14 protein-coding genes are annotated in these 20,312 nt (G+C 75.2%); 4 read left to right on the top strand and 10 right to left on the bottom strand.

What is annotated here, in order from left to right; all coding sequences use genetic code 11:
- Nucleotides 1-58: 58 nt before the first annotated feature.
- The 6 genes from ABT263_RS20360 to ABT263_RS20335 all read right to left on the bottom strand — a co-directional run bounded on the left by ABT263_RS20360 (nucleotide 59) and on the right by ABT263_RS20335 (nucleotide 9,357).
- Nucleotides 59-2,410 (bottom strand): VWA domain-containing protein, encoded by a 2,352-nt coding sequence (locus ABT263_RS20360; protein ID WP_352291852.1) that lies wholly within the window; start codon nucleotides 2,408-2,410, stop codon nucleotides 59-61.
- 87 nt (nucleotides 2,411-2,497) lie between these two features.
- Nucleotides 2,498-3,085, bottom strand: a complete 588-nt coding sequence (locus tag ABT263_RS20355; RefSeq protein ID WP_352291850.1) for a Pycsar system effector family protein — start codon at nucleotides 3,083-3,085, stop codon at nucleotides 2,498-2,500.
- Nucleotides 3,086-3,088: 3 nt separating this feature from the next.
- Nucleotides 3,089-4,774, bottom strand: a complete 1,686-nt coding sequence (locus tag ABT263_RS20350) for a hypothetical protein (RefSeq protein ID WP_352291848.1) — start codon at nucleotides 4,772-4,774, stop codon at nucleotides 3,089-3,091.
- Nucleotides 4,771-7,659, bottom strand: coding sequence for a hypothetical protein (locus tag ABT263_RS20345; RefSeq protein WP_352291846.1), 2,889 nt, complete (start codon nucleotides 7,657-7,659; stop codon nucleotides 4,771-4,773). The genes ABT263_RS20350 and ABT263_RS20345 overlap by 4 nt, the downstream gene beginning before the upstream one ends.
- Nucleotides 7,652-8,530, bottom strand: a complete 879-nt coding sequence (locus tag ABT263_RS20340; protein WP_352291844.1) for a nucleotidyl cyclase domain-containing protein — start codon at nucleotides 8,528-8,530, stop codon at nucleotides 7,652-7,654. The genes ABT263_RS20345 and ABT263_RS20340 overlap by 8 nt, the downstream gene beginning before the upstream one ends.
- Nucleotides 8,531-8,634: 104 nt before the next feature.
- Nucleotides 8,635-9,357: a Crp/Fnr family transcriptional regulator gene (locus ABT263_RS20335; RefSeq protein ID WP_352291842.1), complete on the bottom strand. Its 723-nt coding sequence runs from the start codon at nucleotides 9,355-9,357 to the stop codon at nucleotides 8,635-8,637.
- Nucleotides 9,358-10,128: 771 nt separating this feature from the next.
- Between ABT263_RS20335 and ABT263_RS20330 the strand changes: the two genes are divergently transcribed.
- Together ABT263_RS20330 and ABT263_RS20325 are read left to right on the top strand one after the other, a co-directional pair.
- On the top strand, nucleotides 10,129-11,346 hold the full coding sequence (locus tag ABT263_RS20330) for a hypothetical protein (RefSeq protein WP_352291840.1): 1,218 nt from the start codon (nucleotides 10,129-10,131) through the stop codon (nucleotides 11,344-11,346).
- Nucleotides 11,347-11,439: 93 nt separating this feature from the next.
- The gene (locus ABT263_RS20325; RefSeq protein WP_352291838.1) at nucleotides 11,440-13,704 is read left to right on the top strand and encodes a tetratricopeptide repeat protein; all 2,265 of its coding nucleotides are present in this window, start codon (nucleotides 11,440-11,442) and stop codon (nucleotides 13,702-13,704) included.
- 175 nt (nucleotides 13,705-13,879) lie between these two features.
- On the opposite strand, the gene ABT263_RS20320 is transcribed toward ABT263_RS20325, so the two are convergent.
- The 4 genes from ABT263_RS20320 to ABT263_RS20305 form a co-directional block, all read right to left on the bottom strand.
- Nucleotides 13,880-15,109: an MAB_1171c family putative transporter gene (locus ABT263_RS20320; RefSeq protein ID WP_352291836.1), complete on the bottom strand. Its 1,230-nt coding sequence runs from the start codon at nucleotides 15,107-15,109 to the stop codon at nucleotides 13,880-13,882.
- Nucleotides 15,102-15,536: a ParH-like protein gene (locus tag ABT263_RS20315; RefSeq protein ID WP_329490228.1), complete on the bottom strand. Its 435-nt coding sequence runs from the start codon at nucleotides 15,534-15,536 to the stop codon at nucleotides 15,102-15,104. Before ABT263_RS20315 ends, ABT263_RS20320 begins: the two co-directional genes overlap by 8 nt.
- A gap of 207 nt (nucleotides 15,537-15,743) precedes the next feature.
- On the bottom strand, nucleotides 15,744-16,163 hold the full coding sequence (locus tag ABT263_RS20310; RefSeq protein WP_329490229.1) for an XRE family transcriptional regulator: 420 nt from the start codon (nucleotides 16,161-16,163) through the stop codon (nucleotides 15,744-15,746).
- A 245-nt stretch (nucleotides 16,164-16,408) separates the two neighbouring features.
- Nucleotides 16,409-17,395 (bottom strand): methyltransferase, encoded by a 987-nt coding sequence (locus ABT263_RS20305; protein ID WP_502885829.1) that lies wholly within the window; start codon nucleotides 17,393-17,395, stop codon nucleotides 16,409-16,411.
- A gap of 298 nt (nucleotides 17,396-17,693) precedes the next feature.
- Between ABT263_RS20305 and ABT263_RS20300 the strand changes: the two genes are divergently transcribed.
- Together ABT263_RS20300 and ABT263_RS20295 are read left to right on the top strand one after the other, a co-directional pair.
- Nucleotides 17,694-18,374 carry a DUF1707 domain-containing protein gene (locus tag ABT263_RS20300; protein WP_352291832.1) on the top strand — a complete coding sequence of 227 codons (681 nt, stop codon included), beginning with the start codon at nucleotides 17,694-17,696 and terminating at the stop codon, nucleotides 18,372-18,374.
- Nucleotides 18,375-18,780: 406 nt separating this feature from the next.
- On the top strand, nucleotides 18,781-20,312 hold a 1,532-nt coding region (locus tag ABT263_RS20295), incomplete at its 3' end, for a type I polyketide synthase (RefSeq protein WP_352291830.1).

Genomic DNA, 20,312 nt, shown 5'->3' with positions numbered 1-20,312 from the left:
TGGACGTGCGTGGGTCGGGCGTGGGTCGGGGTCGGCGTGGCTGGGGCGGGCGCCCGGGTCAGAGGTAGTCGGAGGACGGCGTGGACGGTCCCGTCGCGAACGGCCGTTCGTCGGACCGCGGTGGCGGCGGGGTCGGCCCGGTGCGGCGGCCCGCGCCGAGGCCGAGGCTCAGGCCGTCGGCGAGCGGAACGGGGGTGTCCGCGCTCAGCCGCGAGGGCGACCGGCGGCGGATCTCCAGCACCGCGCCGCCGTCCTGGCTGCGCTGCACCCGGTACGTGCCGCCGGGCCGGCGGACGATGCGCGGGTGCGGCCCGCCGACACCGCTCACCTCGAACTCGTACCAGCCGCGGGAGCCGGCGGACGCGGTGTGCTTCCCGATCTCGCGCCCGCCGTCGTCGAGCAGGAGCAGCTCCAGCCCGGCCGGGGTGCTGCGGTCGCGGGTGATCCGGCGACGGACCAGCAGGCCCAGCACGGCCAGCACCACGACGGCGCCGGCGAGCGCCAGGGCCCACCACCACCGCTCCAGGAAGGTCGGCGGCGGGGTGACGGTGAGGGAGAGCGGGCTGTCGACCAGCACCCGGTCCCGGTCGGAGGTGTCGACGACGGTGACCTTGCCGCCCACCGTCACGCCGTCGTCGCCGAGCAGCCGGCCGAACGCCTTGGCGCTGCCCACGGTCAGGGTGACGTCGACCGTGCGCGACTCCTTGGGCGCCAGCGTGACCGAGCCCGGGGACACCGTCAGCAGGCCGGCGGCGAGGTCGGTGACGGCCGGGCGCAGGGTGTGCGGCACCGCGTCGTCGTTGCGCAGGGTCAGGGTGCCCCCGACGCCGTCCCCGGGGTGGGCGCTGGCGCCCCCGTCCAGCGAGAACGACGCGGTGACCAGCGGCACCGCCGGGGAGACCACCGAGGCGGCCGGGCGGTTCTCGTCGGCGGCGAGGCCGGAGGCGGTCAGGGTGCCGGAGGCGGTGATCCGGCCGGTGGCGCCGGCGGGGACGGTGACGGTGCCGGTGAACGTGGCATCGCCGCCCTTCGCGTCCGGGGCGGCGCCGTCGTCGGCCAGCGGGACCGGGACGGACGGGAAGCCCTCGCCCGCCAGGACGGCGGTGACGCCGAGGTCCTTGAGGTCCTGCTGGTCGGTGATCGCCAGGCCCTTGCGGGTCTGCAGCTTGAGCGTCACCACGGCCTTCTCGCCGGCCCGCGGCGACGGCGGGGTCAGCGTGATCGAGCTGTTCAGGGCGCCGCGCCAGAGCACGCTGACGCTGGCCAGCTGGTCCCGGTGCCCCTCGGGGGCGTCCAGGTGGACCCGCCAGTCGCCCGGCACCGGGTCGGTGATGCGCAGCGACTCGACGCTCTGGTCGCGGCCGGAGAACTCGAACGTCGAGTCGGGGTCGGACTGGGGCCCGGTGATCTGCTTCCCGGAGGGGTCGAAGTACGTCGCGGTGACCTGCGGGTCGCCCTTGTCGACCACGATGCTGCCGACGGTGGCGAGCGGGGAGATCCGCACCGGCAGGTCGGCCGGCGGACGGCCGGTCTTGCCGGGCTCGGCGCGCAGGCAGTGGGCGGCGGCGAAGGCGGCCTCCAGCGCGGTGCCGACGGCGCCCGAGTCCTGCACCACCGAAGCCCGGGGCCTGGCGCCGGGCAGGCTGACGCAGCCCTCCTGGAAGCCGCCGGCCGCCATCCGGTCCAGGGCGGCCCGGTCGATCTCCGCGCCGAAGCCGAGCGGCCAGATCTGGATGTTGGCGGCCTTGGCGGCGGCCAGTGCCCTGGTCAGCGCCTCCTCGCCGGCGGCCGCCCGGTGCGCCGGGTCCCCGTAGGCGGGGCTGTCGCTGACGTCCAGCTTGCCGTCGGTGAGGACGAACAGGACCCGGGGGACGGCCGGGTCGGTGCCGTCACCGAGCCGGCCGACGCCCTGGAGGACGGCGTTCGGGAAATCGGTGCCCTGGCCCTCGTCGGGGGCGCGGCTGTGCAGCTTGGCGATGCAGGTGCCGATCCGGTCGCGGCCGGCGGCGTCGAGGACGGTCGGCGGGCAGACCTCGTCCACCGGGTGCTGGCCCGCGTTGTCCGCGCTGGCGAAGCCGAACACGCCCACCGTCGAGGCGGGGTGCACCTCGCCGAGGGCGATCCGGACGGCCGCGGCGCGCTCGCGTTCGAGGTCGGCGGGCTTGAGGCTGCCGGACTCGTCGACGGCGACGGCGTAGTTGACCGGGCCGATGGACGCCGGCGGTGTGCCGGGCGCGGCCGCGGGCGGGGGATCGTCGGCGGCGGCCGGACCGGCGGGCAGGCCCGTGGTCAGCAGGGCCGCCGCCGCGACGACGGCCGCGGCGCGACCGAGGCGGTGGCGCGGCCGCCGGGGCCGGGCCGCGGCGGCCGTGGCGCGCCTGCGGGAGGGCCCGAGGGACAGGTGGTGCACCGTCATCTCCTCTGGATCAGGGTGCGTGCTCCCGGCCGACGGGTGTGGCCGGCCGGGGAGTCGGCGGGTGGGGGCAGGAGGGTGCGGTCAGGCGAGCAGCAGCCCGGCGGTGGTGAGGGCGGCGCCGGGCGCGAGGCAGCCGACGCCCCAGCGGATCCAGCGGTACTTGGCGGCGAGGATGGTGCTGACGTCGACGGCCTGGACGAGCAGCCAGCCGACCGGGTCGCGGCCCGCCGCCGCGACGCGGTCGGCCAGCGCCGTCCGGCCCACGGCCGGCAGCAGGTCACCGAAGTAGGTGACGCCCTCGTGATCGCGCTGGGTGCCGGTGCGGGGCAGGATCGCCCGCACCAGCGCCACGGCTCCGGCCGCCCAGAGCGCGCCGCCGAGGGCGAGCAGGACGGCGGCGAGGCCGGTGGGCCGGCCGTCCGGCCAGCTGCGGCCGAGCAGCAGGGCCGGCAGGCCGAGGGCGGCGGTGAGCAGGATCGAGGCCTTGGTGTCGGCCCGGCCGATGTCCTCGCGGACGGCGGCCAGCAGGCGGTCCGCGACGAAGCGGGCCTCGTCGGGGGCGGGTGCCTGCGGGGACGGGGGCGGGGATGCGGTCGGGGTCGGGGACGTGGTCGAGGTGGCGGCGGGGGGCGGTATCGGGGGCACGGTGGTGGTGCGGGGGTCGGGCACGGCTCACCACCCGCCGTTCGGCGACCAGGGCCGGTCGTCGTCGGGGGCGTGGTCGGGGGCGTGATCGCGGCGCCGGCCCCGGTCGCGGTCGCGGTCCGGGCCGTGGTCGTCGGTGCGCGGGGAGCCGGTCCGGGGCCCGGGGGCGTCGCGGGCCGGGGCGGGTTCCCAGTCGTCGAAGGCCTCGCTGGGCCGGCGTCGAAGCCGGGTGTCGGCGGCGGGCCGCTGCGGCGGAGCCGCGTCGGCCTCCAACCAGGAGGGCGTGTAGGGGCGTTGGCCGCCCGGACGGTCCGTCCGGTCGGTTCGGCGGTCGTCCGGCTCGGACCACCGGTTCTCGCGCTGCTCCGTACGGCGGTCGTTCCGGTGCGCGGCCCCTTCGTGCCGGGTGTCGCCGGGGCCGTCCGCCCTGGTGATCCGATCGTCCCGGCGGTCGTTCCGGTGGCGCTCGCTCCGGTTGGTGTCGCTCCGGTGGCCGTCGCGGCGGTTGTCGTCGTGGCGGTCCGACCGGTCGTCCCAGCTGCTGCGGCGCTCGTCCCACCGGCTGTCGTTCCAGCCGTCGTTCCAGTCGCTGTTCCGGTCGTCCTTCCGGTCGTCGTTCCGGTCGTCGTTTCGGCTGCCGTCGCGATCGTGCCGGCGGTTCGACCGGTTCGACCGGTCCGACCGGTCGTCCCGGTGCTCGTCCCAGCGGTCGTCCGGGCCGTCGTCGTGCTGCCGGCCGGGCGGCAGCTCGCGGCGCGGCGGTGCGGGCCGCACCGGCGGTCGGCCGAAGCTGCCCTCCACCCGGTACGCCCCGGTGCCCAGCAGCTCCCGGACCTGGCTCTCCAGCTCGGCGGACTGGATCACCCCCTTCTCGACCAGGTCCAGGGTGTGGTCGAGGAGTTCGCGCCGGTCCTGGCGGGCCTCCTGGCGCAGCAGCTCCATGAAGGCCCGGGCCTCCGCCGGGTTGTCGGCGAGCATGAAGCAGATCTGGCTCCACTCGCCGCCTTCGAGCATCACCCGGAACTTCTGCATCCGCAGCTGGAGCAGTTCGCCGCTGTGGTGTTCGCCGGCCAGGTCGTGCGCGTGCTCCCGCTCGGCCATCGTCCCCCGGTGGTCGTCGTCCCGGACCTGCTCGGCCTGCGCGATCGCCTTGCGGTCCACCGTGAAGCGGATGTACAACTCGGCCCGCAGGCCGAGGTCGTAGCCCAGGTCGTCCCACTGACCGTTGCGGCAGGCGGACTTGACGGCGCGGTCGGCCTCGGTCGCGGCGGTGATCGGGTAGCCCGCGCAGACCCCGCGCAGGCGCTCGGTGAGCGGGGCCCGCAGCCGGACGGCGACGTTGGTGACCTGCTCGTCCACCACCTTGAGGTAGTCGGTGACCGTCCACTGGATGTCGGCCTCGACCTCGAAGAACGTGGTGCCGCCCGCGGCCGGGACCTGCAGCGACACCCGGGTCATATGGGTGCCCCGCGCCACCTCGCAGACCGTCACCGGGCGGGCCATGAAAGGGCGCCCGACGTGCTCGCTGCCCCGGGCGGTGATGATGCTGTGGCCGCCGTTGCGGTAGAAGAGCACCTGGGCGACGCCGGCACCGGGCTGCGGGAGGCCGCCCTCCGGGCGCGGGTACTCCTTGAGCAGCGGGCCTGCCGGGTGCACCGAGGAGGCGCCGCCCCGGCCGGGGGACTTCCGGCCCGCCTTCGGGTCGTCCGTCATCGTTCGTCCTCCTCGGTGTCCCTGCGCTGCCGGTCCGTGCGCTGTTCGTCCGTGTGCCGCCGGTCCGTGCGGTTCGGGCCGGGGGCGGTGCGGCTCCGGTCCGGACGGCCGACGGGGGCGGGCCGGGCCTCGGGGGCGGGGCGGCCCTCGGTGGCGAGGTGCCAGAGGCGGCGGGCCGCCGCCTTGTCCAGCGGGGCGTCGGGATCCTTCATCATCCGGCGCAACAACCAGTCCAGGAGCTGCCGTTCGCGGTCCGCGCCGAGCAGTGACGGCAGCAGCGCGGCCAGGCCCCGCCGGGTGTCCGGCCCGCCCTCCAGGCCGCCGTCCTCCTCGGGGACGGCCCCGCGCAACCAGTACTCCAGGCAGTCCGTGGCGGCCTCGTGGGAGCGCGGGGTGCGCAGCGCCGTCCACATCAGGTCGGCCAGGGCCCGGACCCGGTCCGGCCGGGTCACGGCGAGGGCCAGCGGCAGCGGCCAGTCCAGGTGGTCCGCGAGGTCCGGCGAGGCCTCGCCGTCCCAGACCTCGCCGACCGTGGTCACCGCCAGCCGGACGATGGTGAGCAGCCCCAGGTCCTGGTGCGGCACGCGGCGGTCGGCCGTCCAGTCGGCGATCCGGCGCAGGACCGCCCGGTCGTCGGGGCCGGACAGCAGCCGGACGGCGCTGTGCGAGACGAGCGGCGCCTGGTCGTCGTGCTCGTCGGTGCCGATCCGGGCCAGCCTGTCCAGCGCCTCCTCCACCGGGGAGATGTGGCCGAAGCCGAGGGCCATCGCGGCGGTCCAGCGCAGCCGCACCGAGTCGGCCCTCGTCCAGTCCCGGACCAGGGCCCGGACGGCGGGCCGGTGGCTCTCGTGCCGGGCGGTCTGGTCGAGCACGGTGGCCGCGAAGGCGCGGCGCTGGGTGGCGGGGGCGGTGGCCATCGGGCGGACCAGCTTCTCGTAGCCGGTGGCGAAGTCCCGGGAGCACAGCTCGCCCGAGGCCAGCGCGGCCCGGACCCAGACCTCGGGGCGCGGGTCGTCGGCGAGCAGCCGCATCCAGCGGATCACCGGTTCGCGGGCCGGGTGGTGGCGGTCCCAGACCTCGGCGAGGACGGCGGCGGGCAGGGCGGCACCCCGGTAGCGGACGACCCGGGCGGGTGCGCCGACACCGGCCGTCTCGACCTCGCCGTCGGTCAACTCGGCCCGCAGGAAGGCGAGGTCGGAGGCCGGGTCGTCGCAGAACAGCGGCCGGGCGGGCGCGTTGGCGGGATCGCGGGCGACCGCGAACTCCCAGGTGAGCAGGTGCGCGGCCTCCGCGACGGTGCTGTGCGCCGAGCCGTTCAGGACGGCGAGGGCGATCCGGGACGCGGTGGGGTGCAGCACGGTGGCGGCCGAGCGTCCGTGGTCCCCGGCGGTGTCGGCGATCTCGCGGTCGGCGCCCGCGAACCACTGCTGGGCCTGCTGCGGGGCGAGGCTGGCGCAGCCGTCCAGCAGGTCCTGGCGGGTGAGCCGGCCGAGCACGTGGGCGGAGACCAGGTCAGCGAGCAGCTCGGCCTCGGCGGGGCGGAGGTCCTCCAGGCCGACGGCGGCGCGCACCTCCGGGTCGTCGACCAGTTCCTCGGCACGCCCGAACGCGTCGGGGTCGGTCCGGAACGGCTCCCCGGTGGACCCTGCCGCGGACCCGGTGGACCCGGTGGACCCTGCCGCGGACCCGGCGTCGGACTCCGCGTCCGGGTGCTCGCCGCCCGCCCCGGCGGGCTCCGCCGCGAGGCGCTCGGCCAGCCGGGCCCTGAGCAGTTCCTCGGTGGGCGCCGGCGGGCAGATCAGGCCGTACCGCCCGGCGAGCAGCGGGGCGGCGGCGGGGCCGGCGGCGACCACCAGGACCGCGAAGGAGTCCCGGGCGACGAGGGCAGCGGCGAGCGCGTCGAGTTCGAACTCGTCGGGCGGCAGTACCGTGCGGCCCCCGCCGGACGGGAGTTCGAGCAGGTAGCCGCGGTCGCGGTGCTCGCCCTCGGCGACCACGGTGGTCAGCCGGGGCACCCGGGTGTCCGGCGCGATCCGGGAGACCCGGGCGGGCGGCTTCTCGCCGGCCGCCCCGCCGGGCTCCGCCCCGGCCGCGGGCTGGGCGGGGCCCGCCTGGGTCAGTTCGTCGAGCAGCGCCAGCGCGGTGCACGTCCGGCCGGTGCCCGGGGCGGCGGCGAGCACCAGCACGCGCTGGCGGCGCAGCGCCCGCTGGAGGCCCACGTACCCCTCCGGCTCGCGGTAGATCCGGCGGACCCGGCGCAGTTCCGCCTCCGGCACCGGGCCGCTGACCGCGCCGACCGCCTGCCGGCCGTCCAGGCTGAGGTGGACGTCGCCGATGTGGGCGCGGTGGAACACCGAGCGGTCGAAGAGGTTGTGGTCGCCGCCGACCTGGTAGGAGGACCGGGCCGAGCGGTGGGCGCGGGAGGTGGCGGCCATCCCGGTGGCGGCGCCGCCCTCGTCCTCCTGCTCGTCCAGGAGGCGGTCGCGGCTGCGTTCGCGGAAGCGGCCGGCGGCGCGCTCGCGTTCGGAGCGCTCCTGCTCCTCGCCGTCCTGTTCGGCGCGCCCCGGCTCCTCCCGGTCCGCCTCGGCGCGCGGTGGCTCGTCCCCGGTGCGCACCGGCTCGTCGCCGGCCGGCGGCTGCGGCCCGCGGTCCCGCTCGGGGCGGTCCGGCCCGGGGCGCTCCCGGTCGGTGCGGTCGCGCCCGGGGCGGTGCTCACCGCGGCGGTCCCGGTCGCCCGGCTCGCGGCCGCGGTCGTGGTGCCCGCGGTTCTCGGGCCCGCCGGCCCGGGGCTCCGGGCGGGGCTCCGGCCGCCGGGCGGCGCGCTCGCGCGGCTCCTCCGCCCTGCGCTCGGCGGGTGCCTCGGTGGTGCCGGCGGGCTCAGCCACGGCGGTCTCCCTCGGTGGTGCGGCCGATGTGGACCGGCGCCTGGTACGTGTTGTCGTGGTGCACCGAGAGGTCCCCGGCGACGGTGGTGCCGTGGGGCAGACCGGCGGCGACCGGGTCCGCGGCGGGCCCGGGGCGGGGCTCGGTCCGGTGCGGGGCGCTCCCGGCCGCGTGGTCCGGTACGCCCGTCGTGCCGCCGGCGGCCGTCCCGCCGCGAGCCGGCTCCCCTGTGGTCGGCTCGTCGGCGGGCGGCCCCTCGGCGGTCGTGCCGCCGCCCTCGGGTACCGGGACGGGCCGTGGCCTGCCCGGCAGCCGGAGCCAGGCGTGCACCCCGCCGTCCTTGAGCCGCAGTCGCGCCGGAGCGTAGTGCTCGGGGTCGACGAAGCGGCCGCCGTGGCAGACGACCTCCCGGTACAGGGAGTCGGAGACGACCACCACCAGGTCGGCCCGGTCGCGTTCGAGCAGCCGGCGCGCGGCGTCCGAGTCGGTGAGCCGGCAGGCGAGGTCGACGGCGTGGCCGCTGATCCCCTGGGCGTCGTGGGTGACGGGGCCGACGTGCAGGCCGATCCGGAGCCCGAGCGGCATCCGCAGGTCGCGGTTGTCCTGGCGCAGCTGCTCGTGCACCTCGGCCACCCAGACGCCGATGATCCGGGCCGGCGGGACGGTCGAGGCGATGGCCGCCAGGATGCCGTCGCCGCGGTCCTCGCGGTGGACGAGCCGGGCCGGCACCCCGGCCCGGGCGAACGCCCGGTCGAGGACGGCGTAGAGCTGCCGGCGCATCCGGGTCTTGCCCTGGTCGTCGTAGGACCCGGACCGCCGGACGTCCACGCCCACGACCAGCTCGTACACCGCGTCGACTGCCTGGTCGTCCACGTCCACCCCCATGGTTGTCTCTGCCGCACCGTCAGAATTGCCTGCCGCGCGCCGGGTTGTCTGTGACCGTTTACATGCGCCGTGCGGTGACGCCCGGCCGCGCCTCATGTGCGCCGTCGTGCCTCCGGCCGCTGCTCGGCCGGTCCCCGCGCGAGCAGCAGCAGCGGGGCGGGGGCGAGGATCTCGACCTGCCGGGTGCCGGTGCGCACCAGGCCCTGGTCGCGCAGGAGTCTGAGCGCCTTGGCCACCGCCTCGCGGGTGGCGCCGACGGTCGCGGCGAGGTCCTCCTGGGCGAGGTGGACGACCGCGGCGGCGCCGTCCCGGCCCGGCCGGGAGGTGGCGTCGGTGCCGGAGAGCTCCACCAGGCGGCGGGCGAGTCGCTGGACCACGGTGAGCGAGGCGAGCGCGGACCGTTCGCGGTCCGAGTCCCTCAGCCGGGAGGCCAGTTGGGTCATCACCTGGCTGCCGACCCGGGGGCTTTCGGCCAGGAACCGGCGGAAGCTGTCGCCGGGGATCACCAGGGCCTTGACGGGCCCGAGTGCCTGCACCGTCGCACTGCGCGGTCGCTGGTCCAACGCGGCCAGCTCGCCGATGAGTTCACCCGGTCCGCGCAGGCCGAGCACGAGCCGGGTCGCCCCCCGGTCGATGGCCGTGAAGACCATGGACCAGCCGGCCAGCACCAGCAGGACGTGCGTGGACCGGTCGCCCTCGGAGAGCAGGTGCTGCTCCGGCCGGAACGTCCGCTCGGCCCCGAGCGAGACCAGGGCTTCGAGATCGTGGGCGGTGAGTGTTCGGGCGAAGGGCTGGTCGCCGCCGAGCAGACCCATGTCACCTCCTGGTCCTCACCAACCGTCTTGATCCGCTCCGACGTTGGGAGATCGTAGACCTGCCGGAGGAGGAATTTGGCCGAATTTCTCGCGACGGGAGCGATGTGGTGCTGGAGGGATTCACGAGGCTGGTGTGACATCTCCGCGAGGAGTCGGCGGTGCCCGGGCCGTACGGCGAACGGGCAGGTCGGCAAGGTGATCGCGGGAAGGGCGGCGCGGTTTGGGACACGATTCAGACATCTCTTGGCAACAGTGCGGTGTACACGCTCGATGCGCCGTCGTGCGCCCCCGCGCACTGCGCCCCGGGGGCGTCCGGCGAACCGGCCGGGCGGTCCCGGTCACGCCGGGTGGCCAGCGGCGGCGGGCGGGTCGGAGGTGGCCTGCGGGGCCGGGCGGGCGGGCCGTCCGACGGCCTTCTCCACCGTTCCGGCCAGTCGAGTCCGGTCCCTTGACACGATCGGCACAACGTCACCACTCTTGGCCCATCGCCGAGCTGGTGTGGACGACTGACTTATGGTCATTCATTTCAGCTGATGGCGTTGTTGCCAGCCAGTCATCGAAGGAGGTGTGTGCCATGAAGAAGATCGTCGTCCGCAAGGCCGGCCCGGTTCGCCTCACCAGCGCGGCCCGTGCGCTGTACCTGCCGTGGTCCTGCGCCGTGCAGAACTGATCCATCCCCCCGGGCAAGGGGGCACACGGTGCCGGCCGGACCCACGTGCCGGCCGGCACCGCTCCGCCTCGCCCCTCCGCCTACCTCCCGCAGGAGGATCCGTGCACTCCTCCACGGACAGCGGCTCCGCCGCCCCGGGCGTCGACCTGGACCGTGCGGTGCCACTGCGTCGCCTCGTCTATCTGCAGGAGGCCGACGAAGTCACCATCGGCAGCCCGGAGACCGACACCTACGCTGTCTTCCCGCCCGACGGCGCCGAACTGGTCCGGATGCTGGCCGACGGCCGCACGCCCCGCGAGGCCGCCGAACGCTACGAGGCCGCGCACGGCGAGAGCGTCGACATCGCCGACCTGGTCGAGGCCCTCGTCGAGCTCGACCTCGTCCGCTCCGCCGGGGAACCGGCGGGACCGGACGGACCGGCGGGCGGTGGTACCCCGGTGCGCTGGCAGCGGCTGGGCCGGCTCGTGTTCAGCCGACCGGCCTTCGTCGGCTACGCACTCGTGACGGCCCTCGCCGTCGCCGAGATGATCCGGGTGCCCCGGCTGGTCCCGCGCGTCGACCACATCTTCTTCAGCTCGTCCTACACCCTCGTCGTGCTGATGCTGTTCGTCGGCCAGGTGCCGCTGCTCGCCCTGCACGAGGCCTTCCACGCGCTGGCCGGACGGCGGCTCGGCCTGCGCTCGCGGCTCTCCGTCGGACGCCGGCTCGTCTACCTGGTCCTGGAGACCTCCCTCGACGGGCTAGTCGGCGTGGAGCGCCGGAAGCGCTACCTGCCCATCATGGCCGGCATGCTGGCCGACACCCTGGCGATCGCCGTGCTCACCCTCGTCGCGGACCTGACCCGTGACGCGAACGCCGTCGTCGCGTCGATCTGCCTCGCGATGGCCTACGCCACCGTACTGCGCCTCGCCTGGCAGGGGTTCTTCTACCTGCGGACCGACCTCTACGTCCTGCTCAGCACCGTCCTGGGCTGCGTGAACCTGCACGCCGCCGCGGCCGACGTGCTGCGCAACGCCGTTCGGCGCGGCACCGGACGGCCGCCGCTGGACCTGTCCGTCCACCACCCGGTGGACCGCCGGGTCGCGCGCTGGTACGCCTGGCTGATGCTGGCGGGCTACGTGTTCACGCTCACGATGTTCGCCGGGGTCGTCGTGCCGACGGCCTACCGGCTGCTGCACGACATGTGGCTGCGGCTGACCGGCCAGGCCTCGCTCGCCGGCCGGCTCGACTCGCTCGCCCTGATGCTGCTCAGCGCCGCGCAGACGGTGGCCGTCCTCGTGCTCGCCGCCCGCGAGCGGCGGGCCGCCGCCTCGGCCTGACGCCCGCCCCCGCCCGTGCGCGGCTCGCCGCCCCGGCCCGACGCCCGAACCGACCCCTCTCTCCTGCGCCACCGCACGAAAGGCAGCTGTGTCATGGCCGAGCACCGCCACTACTGGGTCCGCGCCGCCGGGCGTCCCGCCCGCGCCGACGCCCGCGAGCGGCTCGACCTGCCGCCCGTGCTCGCCCTGGTGAACGCCAACCGCCGGCTCCGGGGGCCCTACACCGCCGTCGGCGCGATCCTGCGGGCGATCGTCCCGGACGCGCTCGCCCGCTGCCCCGAGGCCGTCACCGGGCACGACATCGAGATCCTCTCCACCACCCCGGAGCTGCGCGACCTGGTGCCGGCCACCCGGGAGACGCTGACCTCGCTCGCGGTGCCCAAGGAGCGCACCCGCTTCTACTCGGCGCTGCGCACCCTGCGGATCGCCCACGGCCTGGTCGAGTTCCTGGAGGCGTACCTGCGCGCGGCCGGTTCCGCCCCGCGCACGCTGATCGTCGACGACGCCCACGCGGCCGATCCCACGGACGCCGAGTTCCTCGCCGTCCTGCTGCGGCGCGTCGATCCGGCGCTGCTCACCGTGGTGGTCACCACCGGCGCCGAGCCGCCCGCGAGCCCGGCCGGCCTCGGCAGCGAGGACCTGCCGACCGCGCTGGCCGCGCACTGCACGGTGGTCGGCCCGGTGGTGGCCTCGGTGGTCGCCCCGGCGGGGGAGGGCGGCGCGCCGGACGAGGGGCGGCCGGCGGGTGCGGTGAGCGAAGGAGGCCCGGCCGGGACGCCGTCGGCCGCCGTGCTCGGCCGCCGGCACATCGACGGGGACGGCGTGGGCGACGACCCGGACGAGCTCGCCGCCTACCTGGCCCTGCCGCCCACCGAGCGAGCCCGGCTGCACGACCTGCGACGGGCCGAGCTGGAGACGGCCGGGGAGTCCTCGCTGCGGCTCGGCGCCATCGCCTGGCACGCGGAGCACGGCAGCGACCCGTCCGGCGTCGGGGCGGACACGCTGCGCCACGCGCTCGACCACTGCATGGACCTCGGCTACTACCACGCCGTCCTGGACCTCGGCGAGCGCGGCCGGCGGCTGGTCACCCACGAGAGCCACCCCACCCACTGGTGGGCCTTCACCACCAAGATGACCACCTCCTTCGCCGCGCTCGGCCTCGCCGAGCAGGCGCTGCCGCTGTACGACGAGGCCCGGGCGCTCAGCTCCTCGCCCGAGGTCCACATGCAGGCCGCGTACGCCACGGCCATGCTCCACACCCGGCACTTCGGCGCCGACCGGCGCGACCACCAGCTGGCCCGGAGCTGGGTCAACCAGGCGATCGCCTTCGCGAAGTGGCACCCCGAACCCAAGGAGCGGGAGGCGCGGGTCGTGTTCAACCGCAACGGCCTCGCGCTGATCGAGGTCCACCAGGGCCGCCTGGACGCCGCGTTGGAGCTGCTGGACGCCTGCATCGCCCGGCTCGACGAGACCCTGGAGGAGCACGAGCACGCGCTGCACCGCTCCGTGCTGCGCTACAACCGCGCGCAGGTGTACGCGGGCCTCGGCCGCCACACCGACGCCGTCGCCGACTACACGGCGGTGATCGAGTGCGACCCCAACTACGCCGAGTACTACTTCGACCGGGGCATGCTCTGGCGCGACCTCGGCAGTCCGGAGCAGGCGCTGGCCGACTACGACCGCGCCATCCGGCTGTCGCCGCCGTTCCCGGAGGCGTACTTCAACCGGGCCGACGTGCTGGCCGAGCTCGGCGAGACCGAGGCGGCCGCGGCGGACTTCGGCTACGTACTGGAGCTCGACCCGGCGTTCGCCGACGCCCGGCTCAACCGGGCCGCCCTGCTGTTCGAGGCGGGCGAGCACGAACGTGCCCTGGGCGAGGTCGGGACCGGATTGGCGGCGACTCCGGACAGCCCGCAACTCCTGTGCCTGAAGGGTCAGCTGCTGGCGGCCGAGGGCGACCCCGCGGCGGCGTCCGAGGCCTGGCGGGCCGCGCTCGCCGCCGACCCCGAGTACGCCCAGGCGTGGGCCCTGCTCGGCGAACTCCGCTACGAGGAGGGCGACCTGGACGGCGCGAGTGCCGACCTGGCCCGTGCGGTCGAGCTCTCGGCGGACCCGGGCATGCGGTTCAACCTGGCCGTGGTCCACCACGACGCCGGACGCTACGGCGAGGCCCTCGGGCTGCTCGACGAGGTGCTCGGCGCGACCGAGGACGTGGACGCCCGCTTGCAGCGGGCCCGTTGCCTGATCGGGCTCGACCGGGCGGACACCGCCAGGGCCGACCTGCTCGCCTGCCTGGAGGCCGACCCCGGGTCCGCGGAGCAGGTGTACGAGCTGATGCCCGACCTGGCCCGGGTCTGAGCGGGGCCGGGTCTGAGCGGGGCCGGGTCTGCGCCGGGCCAGTTCCTGAGCAGGCCCGTTCCTGATCCGGCCCGTTCCTGAGCGGGCCCGCCGATGACGCCCCGGCCGCAGATGCCGCCCCGCCCACCGATGTCGCCCCGCCGCGGACGCCGGGCGGCGGGGCGGCCCCATGCCGTCAGTGCCGGAGCGCGGCGCGGCCCAGCTCGTCGCGCACCCGGGCGCGGACGTGCGCCACGGCGGGCGAGCCGGTGTAGGCGGCGGCCACCCGGACCAGCCAGGCCGCCTCCTCGTGGATGCCGGCCGCCACCGGGTGGGGCACGCACCCCTCGCCGGGGTGCCCGGCGAACCGGTGCCCGGCCCGGGCCGCCTCCAGGGCGGCCGCGATGGCGGCCGCCTCCACCACGGCCGCCAACTCCTCCGCTTCGGCGGGGCCGACGGCCTCCGCCACCCAGTGCCGCACCTCGGGATGCAGATGGGGACGGAGGGCGAGCTGGCCGTCGCGGATCTCGATGATCCGCCGGTACAGCGCGAACTGGATGTCGCGGCGACGCGGCCCGCCGGCGCCGCCGAACAGCCCGGTCTGGGCAGCGAGTTCGACCTCCGGTAGCGCCGTCCGCATCGCCGACCAGAGCGGACCGAGCCTGCGGTGATCGTGCCAGGCCCGGACGCGTCCGGCCCAGTCCGCCCAGCCGGACGCGGTCGCACCGGCGAAGCCGAGCGTCACGCAGACGGCGCCCGCCAGCGCGGACACCCTGCTCTCCGCGCCGTTCTCGTGGCCCGTGGCGAGGATGTTCGCCAGGTCGTGCAGGGTGTCCGCGGTCCACAGCAGGCCCGCGAGCGCGCTCAGTGCCATCAGGCGCAGGCCCAGCCGGAGGACTCCGCGCGGCAGGCACCGCGCGCAGCGCCCGATCAGGAAGCCGAAGACCGCCAGGCACCACGCGGTGTGGAGGGCGAACAACGTGACGTAGGCCGCCAGGACGGGCCGGCCCGCGGCGTCGACGCCGACCTCGGCGCCCTGTCGGACGGGCGAGGCGGCGAGGAAGAGGGCGACGCCCAGCAGGACGGTGCCGGCCGTGAGGGCGGCCTGCCGCCGTACCGCGCGCCGCGCCGCCGCGGCCGGCCGGGTGGAGTACGCCATCATGGCCAGCGCGCCGGAGGCCGCGACCTTCAACTGGTCAGCCAGCAGGGTGAGGTGGCTCGGATCGGGGAGCAGGGCGGCCAGCGCCGGACCGGTGGCGGGGGCACTCACCGCCATCCCCGCGCCGATCAGCGCCCCGCAGGCGTAGCCGTGGTGGAGCGCCGGATCGGACCGGCGTCCCCGGTCCGTCAGGATCTTCCAGACCGTGCCCAGCAGCGCGACCGCACCGGCGAAGTACCCGGCGGCGTTGGCCAGCTGGTCACCCACGGCGGGCCGCGCCGGGCCGCAGCGGCCGGCCGAACACGTACCGTAACCGGACGACCTGGTCGGCGAGTTGGCCGACGGCGGTGGAGCGCGGCCGGTGCAGCGCGCGCTGTAACGCGAGGGAGGCGACGAGCTCCGCCTCCTGCTCCATCCGCTGCGTGTAGCCGGACCGGCCGAGCACCCGGCGCACCAGGTCCTCCGGCAGCAGCGTCGTCAGCGCGGGCGACACGGCCGGGGCGGCCCCGGGGCCGCCGGTGTGCCCGCAGAGGAGGTGGCCGATCTCGTGCAGCACGATGTGCTGCTGGTGCAGCGCCGTGGTGTCGGCCGGGTAACCGATGTAGTCCGCCCGGTCGGTGGTGATCAGCACGCCGCACGGCGAGTGCTCCGGACCGGAGAGCGGCATCAGTTCGATGGGTCTGCCGCGCCGCATGGCGAGCGCCTCGGTCAGCGCCGGTATGCCGAACGGTTCCGGAATCGGTATCGACTCCGCGACCCCCCGACATCGCTGCCAGAGCCCCTGCTCAACCCCACCCGGATACCCCACGATTCGCCCCCCTGGCGGTCGACCGGGAGGTGATACTACGGACGCGGCAAGGCCGAGGGAATCCGCTTCACCATCTCGGAGCCGTCGCGGCAGCTACCGGCCGCCGGCCTCGCGGCGGGCGATCGCCTCGATCATGTCGCTGATCGTGCCGAGCCCTTCGGGGGAGAGCGTCACCGCGCGCAGCGCCACGTCCCGTACGCCCGCGTTGCGCAGCGCACCGAGCAGTGCCAGCTCCTCGGCGATCCTGGCACTCTGCCGGTCGTCGAAGAAGTACGTCGGCGGCACCTGGAAGAACTGCGCCAGCGCTTCGAGGTGACGCTTCGTCGGGTTGTTCCGGCGGCCGGTCCGGAGCTGCCAGAGGTACGTCGCCGAGAAGCTCTCGCCGGTCGCCTCCCGACAGGCCCGGGCGACCTCCTCGTGGCTGTACGGCTCACGGTCGGGACGGCGGACCACGTCGAACAGCCGGTCCAGCTTCGCCGCGAGCGTGGACGCACCGGAGTCCGCATCGGGCACGGCACACCTCTTCCCTCACCCCGGGCGCACGCGTCGTCCGTGCGCGGATCGACCTCTCGCGAACCGAGCCCCCAGTCTAGTTGCTCCCCCACGCGGGGCACCGGCCCGGAGAGCAGCCTCCTGCCGGAGCGCGTCCGGAGTCCGTCACTCCGCTCGCGCCGTGGTCGTCGTGTCGCCGGGGACGAGGCCGGGACGGCCCGTTGGGCCGCCTCCCCGGGGAGGCGGCCCAACGGGCCGGGGGACGGTCAGGCGAGGGTGCAGGTGGTGACGGTGAGGTCGGCGGGGCAGGGGGTGAGGGAGACGACCTGGAGGCCGGCGGCGGCGGCTTCGCGGCGCATGTCGGCCTCGGTCCGCTCGCGGGTGTTGGGCTCGCCGACGATCATCTTGATGACGTTGCGGAAGGCGGCGCCGGAGTCGTGCTCCGCGAGGGGGTCGATGACCAGGAGGGTCGGGGAGCCGTCGGCGCCGGCGCTCATGGCGCGGCGGATGTTGCCGAGGATCTGGATGCCGCTCTCGGAACTCCAGTCGTGGAGGACGTTCTTGAGGATGTAGAGGTCGCCGCCCTCGGGCACCTCGCGGAGGATGTCGGCGGGGCGGTAGGTGAGTCGCCCGGCGAGGTCCGCGTCGCCCGAGGCGCGGAGGTCGGCCTCGGCCCGCCGACAGGTGTCCGGACGGTCCACGCAGACGCCCTTGAGGTGCGGGTGGGCGGTGAGGATCGCCTTGAGGAGCGTGCCGTTGCCGCCGCCGACGTCGATCACCGTGCGGACGTCCTCGAACGGGACGTGCTCCGCCAGGATCTTGCCGATCGGCCGGGCCCAGTCCTGCATCGCGAGGTCGAAGATCCGCGCGGTCTCGGGGTCCTTCTCCAGGTACTCGTAGAGCGACACGCCGAAGGCGTGGGGCATGACCGAGGTGCCGGTCCGGACCGCCTCGGCCAGGCCGCCGGCGGCGGCCTGGGCGTAGAGGCCGCAGAGCAGCGCGGTCAGGTGCCGCATCGAGTCGGGGTGGTCGGTGCGGAGCAGCTCGGACTGCGGCGAGTTGGTGTAGCGGCCGTCCTCGTCCCGGGCGAAGATCCCCAGCGCCGTCAGGGCCGTCATCAGGGAGACCAGCGCGTCGCGGTCCGCGTCGACGGCCTTGGCCAGCTCGGCGGCCGTGGCCGGCCCGTCCGCGAGGGCGTCGGCCACACCCAGCCGAGCCGCGGCGCCGACCGTCGCGGACGTCAAGGATCCCATGACAAGACTCACCAGCGACGTTTCCATGGCCCCGTTCACTTCCTAGGCTTAGACGGCAGGTTGCGCATGACGGTTCGTTCGGCCGACGGTAATGCGGGGAGGCGCCGTGCGTCGCGTCGTTCAACTGCCCCGCCGCGAGACGGGAGTTCGGGGCCGGGCGGCGCCCGGGGATCCGGTCCGGCGCGCGGGGGCCACCAGTTGAACACGGCCGAATGTTCCGCTTGCGGTCGAAGGGACAAACCGGTGTCATGTACCGTCGATTCGAGGTGACTCCCCAGAGAAGGATCAGGCCGGAGACATGACGGATGACACGGCGTCGAACGGTCGCAAGGCCGGGGACGTGTCCGCGGAGGACATCAGGGCTTCGCACGCCGACCGGGACGAGGTCGTCGAGATCCTCCGCGACGCCGCGGCGGACGGCCGGCTCACGGCCGAGGAACTCGACGAGCGCCTCACGGTGGCGCTGAACGCCCGCACCTTCGGTGAACTGGCCGGGCTGACCCGCGATCTGCCGGTCGCCCCCCTCGCTCCGGTCGTCCCCGCGCCCGCGCCCGTTCCCGCGCCCCCGGTGCGGACGGGCCCGCCGGGCAAGGACGTCGTGGAGATCAACCAGCGCTTCGGCACCCTGCGCCGGTCCGGGCCCTGGGAGGTCCCGCGCCGGCTGGACGTCCGCATGCACGGGGGCGACGTCAAGCTCGACTTCACCCAGGCGGTGATCACTCACGACACGCTCGACCTCGACGTCTACCTGAGCATCGGCGGTGACCTGGTCATCGTGGTCAGGCCCGGCATCGTGGTGGCGACCCACGACCTGGCCGTCGGGGTGGGCGACCTCAAGGTCCGCGTGCCCAAGGCGGCCTGGAACGAGCCGACGGAGCTCCGGGTGAACGTGACCGGGCGGGTGCGCGGCGGCGACGTGGTGGTGCGGTACCCGCGGCGGACGCTCGGGCAGTGGATGCGCGGGGAGAGCGCGCTCTGAGGTAGCGGTCGGACCGCGGTCCGGCGAGGGGCGGTGGTCCCGGTGGGGGCGGTGGTCGGCTCGGAGGAGCCGGCCACCGCCCCTTGCGTTGTGCGAGGAAGGTGTGCGAGCGCGCACGCATCGCCCTGGACCCGAATAGCCGGGCGATGGTATTCAATGGTGTCCGGTACCCGCGCGCACCGGTGGAACGAGTGCTGGATTCCTCGATTCCCGGGCGTGGTTCAAGTGTTCAACTGCCACGTTGCGCCGCCCAACAGGGGCTGGATACGTTCCTGTTGATGGTGGGCTCGATCATTTGCAGGTATTGAGAACTCTCGATTTTGCCTAATTTCCGCGGTAATCCCGCACCGCGGCTGTGCAGATCAGAACTGGCATATCCTCGGCAAGCAGGGATGGCGGAATTCACATGGCGAACGAAGAAAAGCTCCGCGATTATCTCAAGCTCGTGACGGCTAATCTGCGCCAGGTCCGCCGTCGCCTGGCTGAGGTCGAGGAGCGGAACCAGGAGCCGATCGCGATCGTCGGCATGGGCTGCCGCTTCCCCGGCGGGGTGCAGAGCCCCGAGGAGCTGTGGAGGCTCCTGGCCGAGGGGACCGACGCGATCGGCCCGTTCCCGCAGGACCGCGGGTGGGACCTGGAGAACCTCTACGACCCCGACCCGGACCACCCCGGCACCTCGTACGCGCGCCACGGCGGGTTCATGTACGACGCCACCGAGTTCGACGCGGGCTTCTTCGGCATCTCGCCGCGCGAGGCGGTCGCGATGGACCCGCAGCAGCGCCTGCTGCTGGAGGTGTCCTGGGAGGCGCTCGAACAGGCGGGCATCGACGCCGCCTCGCTGCGCGGCAGCCGGACCGGCGTGTTCGCCGGCGCCTACACCCAGGGCTACGGCACGGACCCGGCGGTGCAGACCGGCGGCTCGGAGGGCCACCTCCTCACCGGCATCGCGACCAGCGTCACCTCGGGACGCGTGGCGTTCACCCTCGGCCTGGAGGGCCCGGCCGTCACGGTCGACACCGCCTGCTCCTCGTCGCTGGTCTCGCTGCACCTGGCCGCCCAGTCGCTGCGCTCCGGTGAGTGCTCGCTGGCGCTGGTCGGCGGCGCGACGGTGATCTCCAGCCCGTCCGTCTTCGTGGGCTTCTCCCGCCAGCGCGGCACGTCGGTGGACGGGCGCTGCAAGTCCTTCGCCGAGTCGGCGGACGGCTCCGGCTGGGCCGAGGGCGTCGGCGTGCTCGTCGTGGAGCGGCTGTCGGACGCCCGGCGCAACGGGCACAGGGTGCTGGCCGTGATGCGTGGTTCGGCGGCCAACCAGGACGGTGCGTCGAACGGTCTGACCGCGCCGAACGGTCCGGCGCAGCAGCGGGTGATCCGGGCCGCGCTGGCGAACGCCGGGGTCCGTGCCGACGAGGTCGACGTGGTGGAGGCGCACGGTTCGGCGACCACGCTGGGCGACCCGATCGAGGCCGAGGCGCTGATCGCCACCTACGGCCAGGAGCGGACCGAGGGCCGGCCGCTGTGGCTGGGCTCGGTGAAGTCGAACATCGGGCACACCCAGGCGGCCGCCGGTGTGGCCGGTGTGATCAAGATGGTGCTGGCCCTCCAGCACGAGCAACTGCCCGCGACGCTGCACGCGGACGTGCCGACGCCGCACGTGGAGTGGGCGGCCGGGGAGGTCCGGCTGCTCAACGAGGCGGCGGCCTGGCCGACCGGCGAGCACGTGCGCCGGGCCGGCGTGTCGTCGTTCGGGATGAGCGGTACCAACGTCCACATCATCCTGGAGGAGGCTCCGACCGCGGACGGCGAGTCCACGGGGACGGACGAGCCCTCCGGTGAGGACGCGGACGAGGCGGAGGCCCTGGACGAGCCGGCCGGTGAGGCCGGGGCGGTGGCGGTGCTGGAGCCGGCCGGGCCGGTGGCGTGGCCGGTGTCGGCGCAGTC

It is taken from the genome of Kitasatospora sp. NPDC001603 (genome assembly GCF_040298365.1).
In the GTDB taxonomy this organism is placed as follows: domain Bacteria; phylum Actinomycetota; class Actinomycetes; order Streptomycetales; family Streptomycetaceae; genus Kitasatospora.
Note: the sequence above shows the minus strand (reverse complement) of the source record. Positions and strands in the feature narration are given on the sequence as shown.

Coding starts and splice junctions, on each gene's coding strand:
- ABT263_RS20350 (WP_352291848.1), bottom strand. CDS start 4,774: ATGACGGACGACCCGAAGGCGGGCCGGAAGTCCCCCGGCCGGGGCGGC.
- ABT263_RS20335 (WP_352291842.1), bottom strand. CDS start 9,357: ATGGGTCTGCTCGGCGGCGACCAGCCCTTCGCCCGAACACTCACCGCC.
- ABT263_RS20325 (WP_352291838.1), top strand. CDS start 11,440: ATGGCCGAGCACCGCCACTACTGGGTCCGCGCCGCCGGGCGTCCCGCC.
- ABT263_RS20315 (WP_329490228.1), bottom strand. CDS start 15,536: ATGCGGCGCGGCAGACCCATCGAACTGATGCCGCTCTCCGGTCCGGAG.
- ABT263_RS20305 (WP_502885829.1), bottom strand. CDS start 17,395: ATGGGATCCTTGACGTCCGCGACGGTCGGCGCCGCGGCTCGGCTGGGT.
- ABT263_RS20300 (WP_352291832.1), top strand. CDS start 17,694: ATGACGGATGACACGGCGTCGAACGGTCGCAAGGCCGGGGACGTGTCC.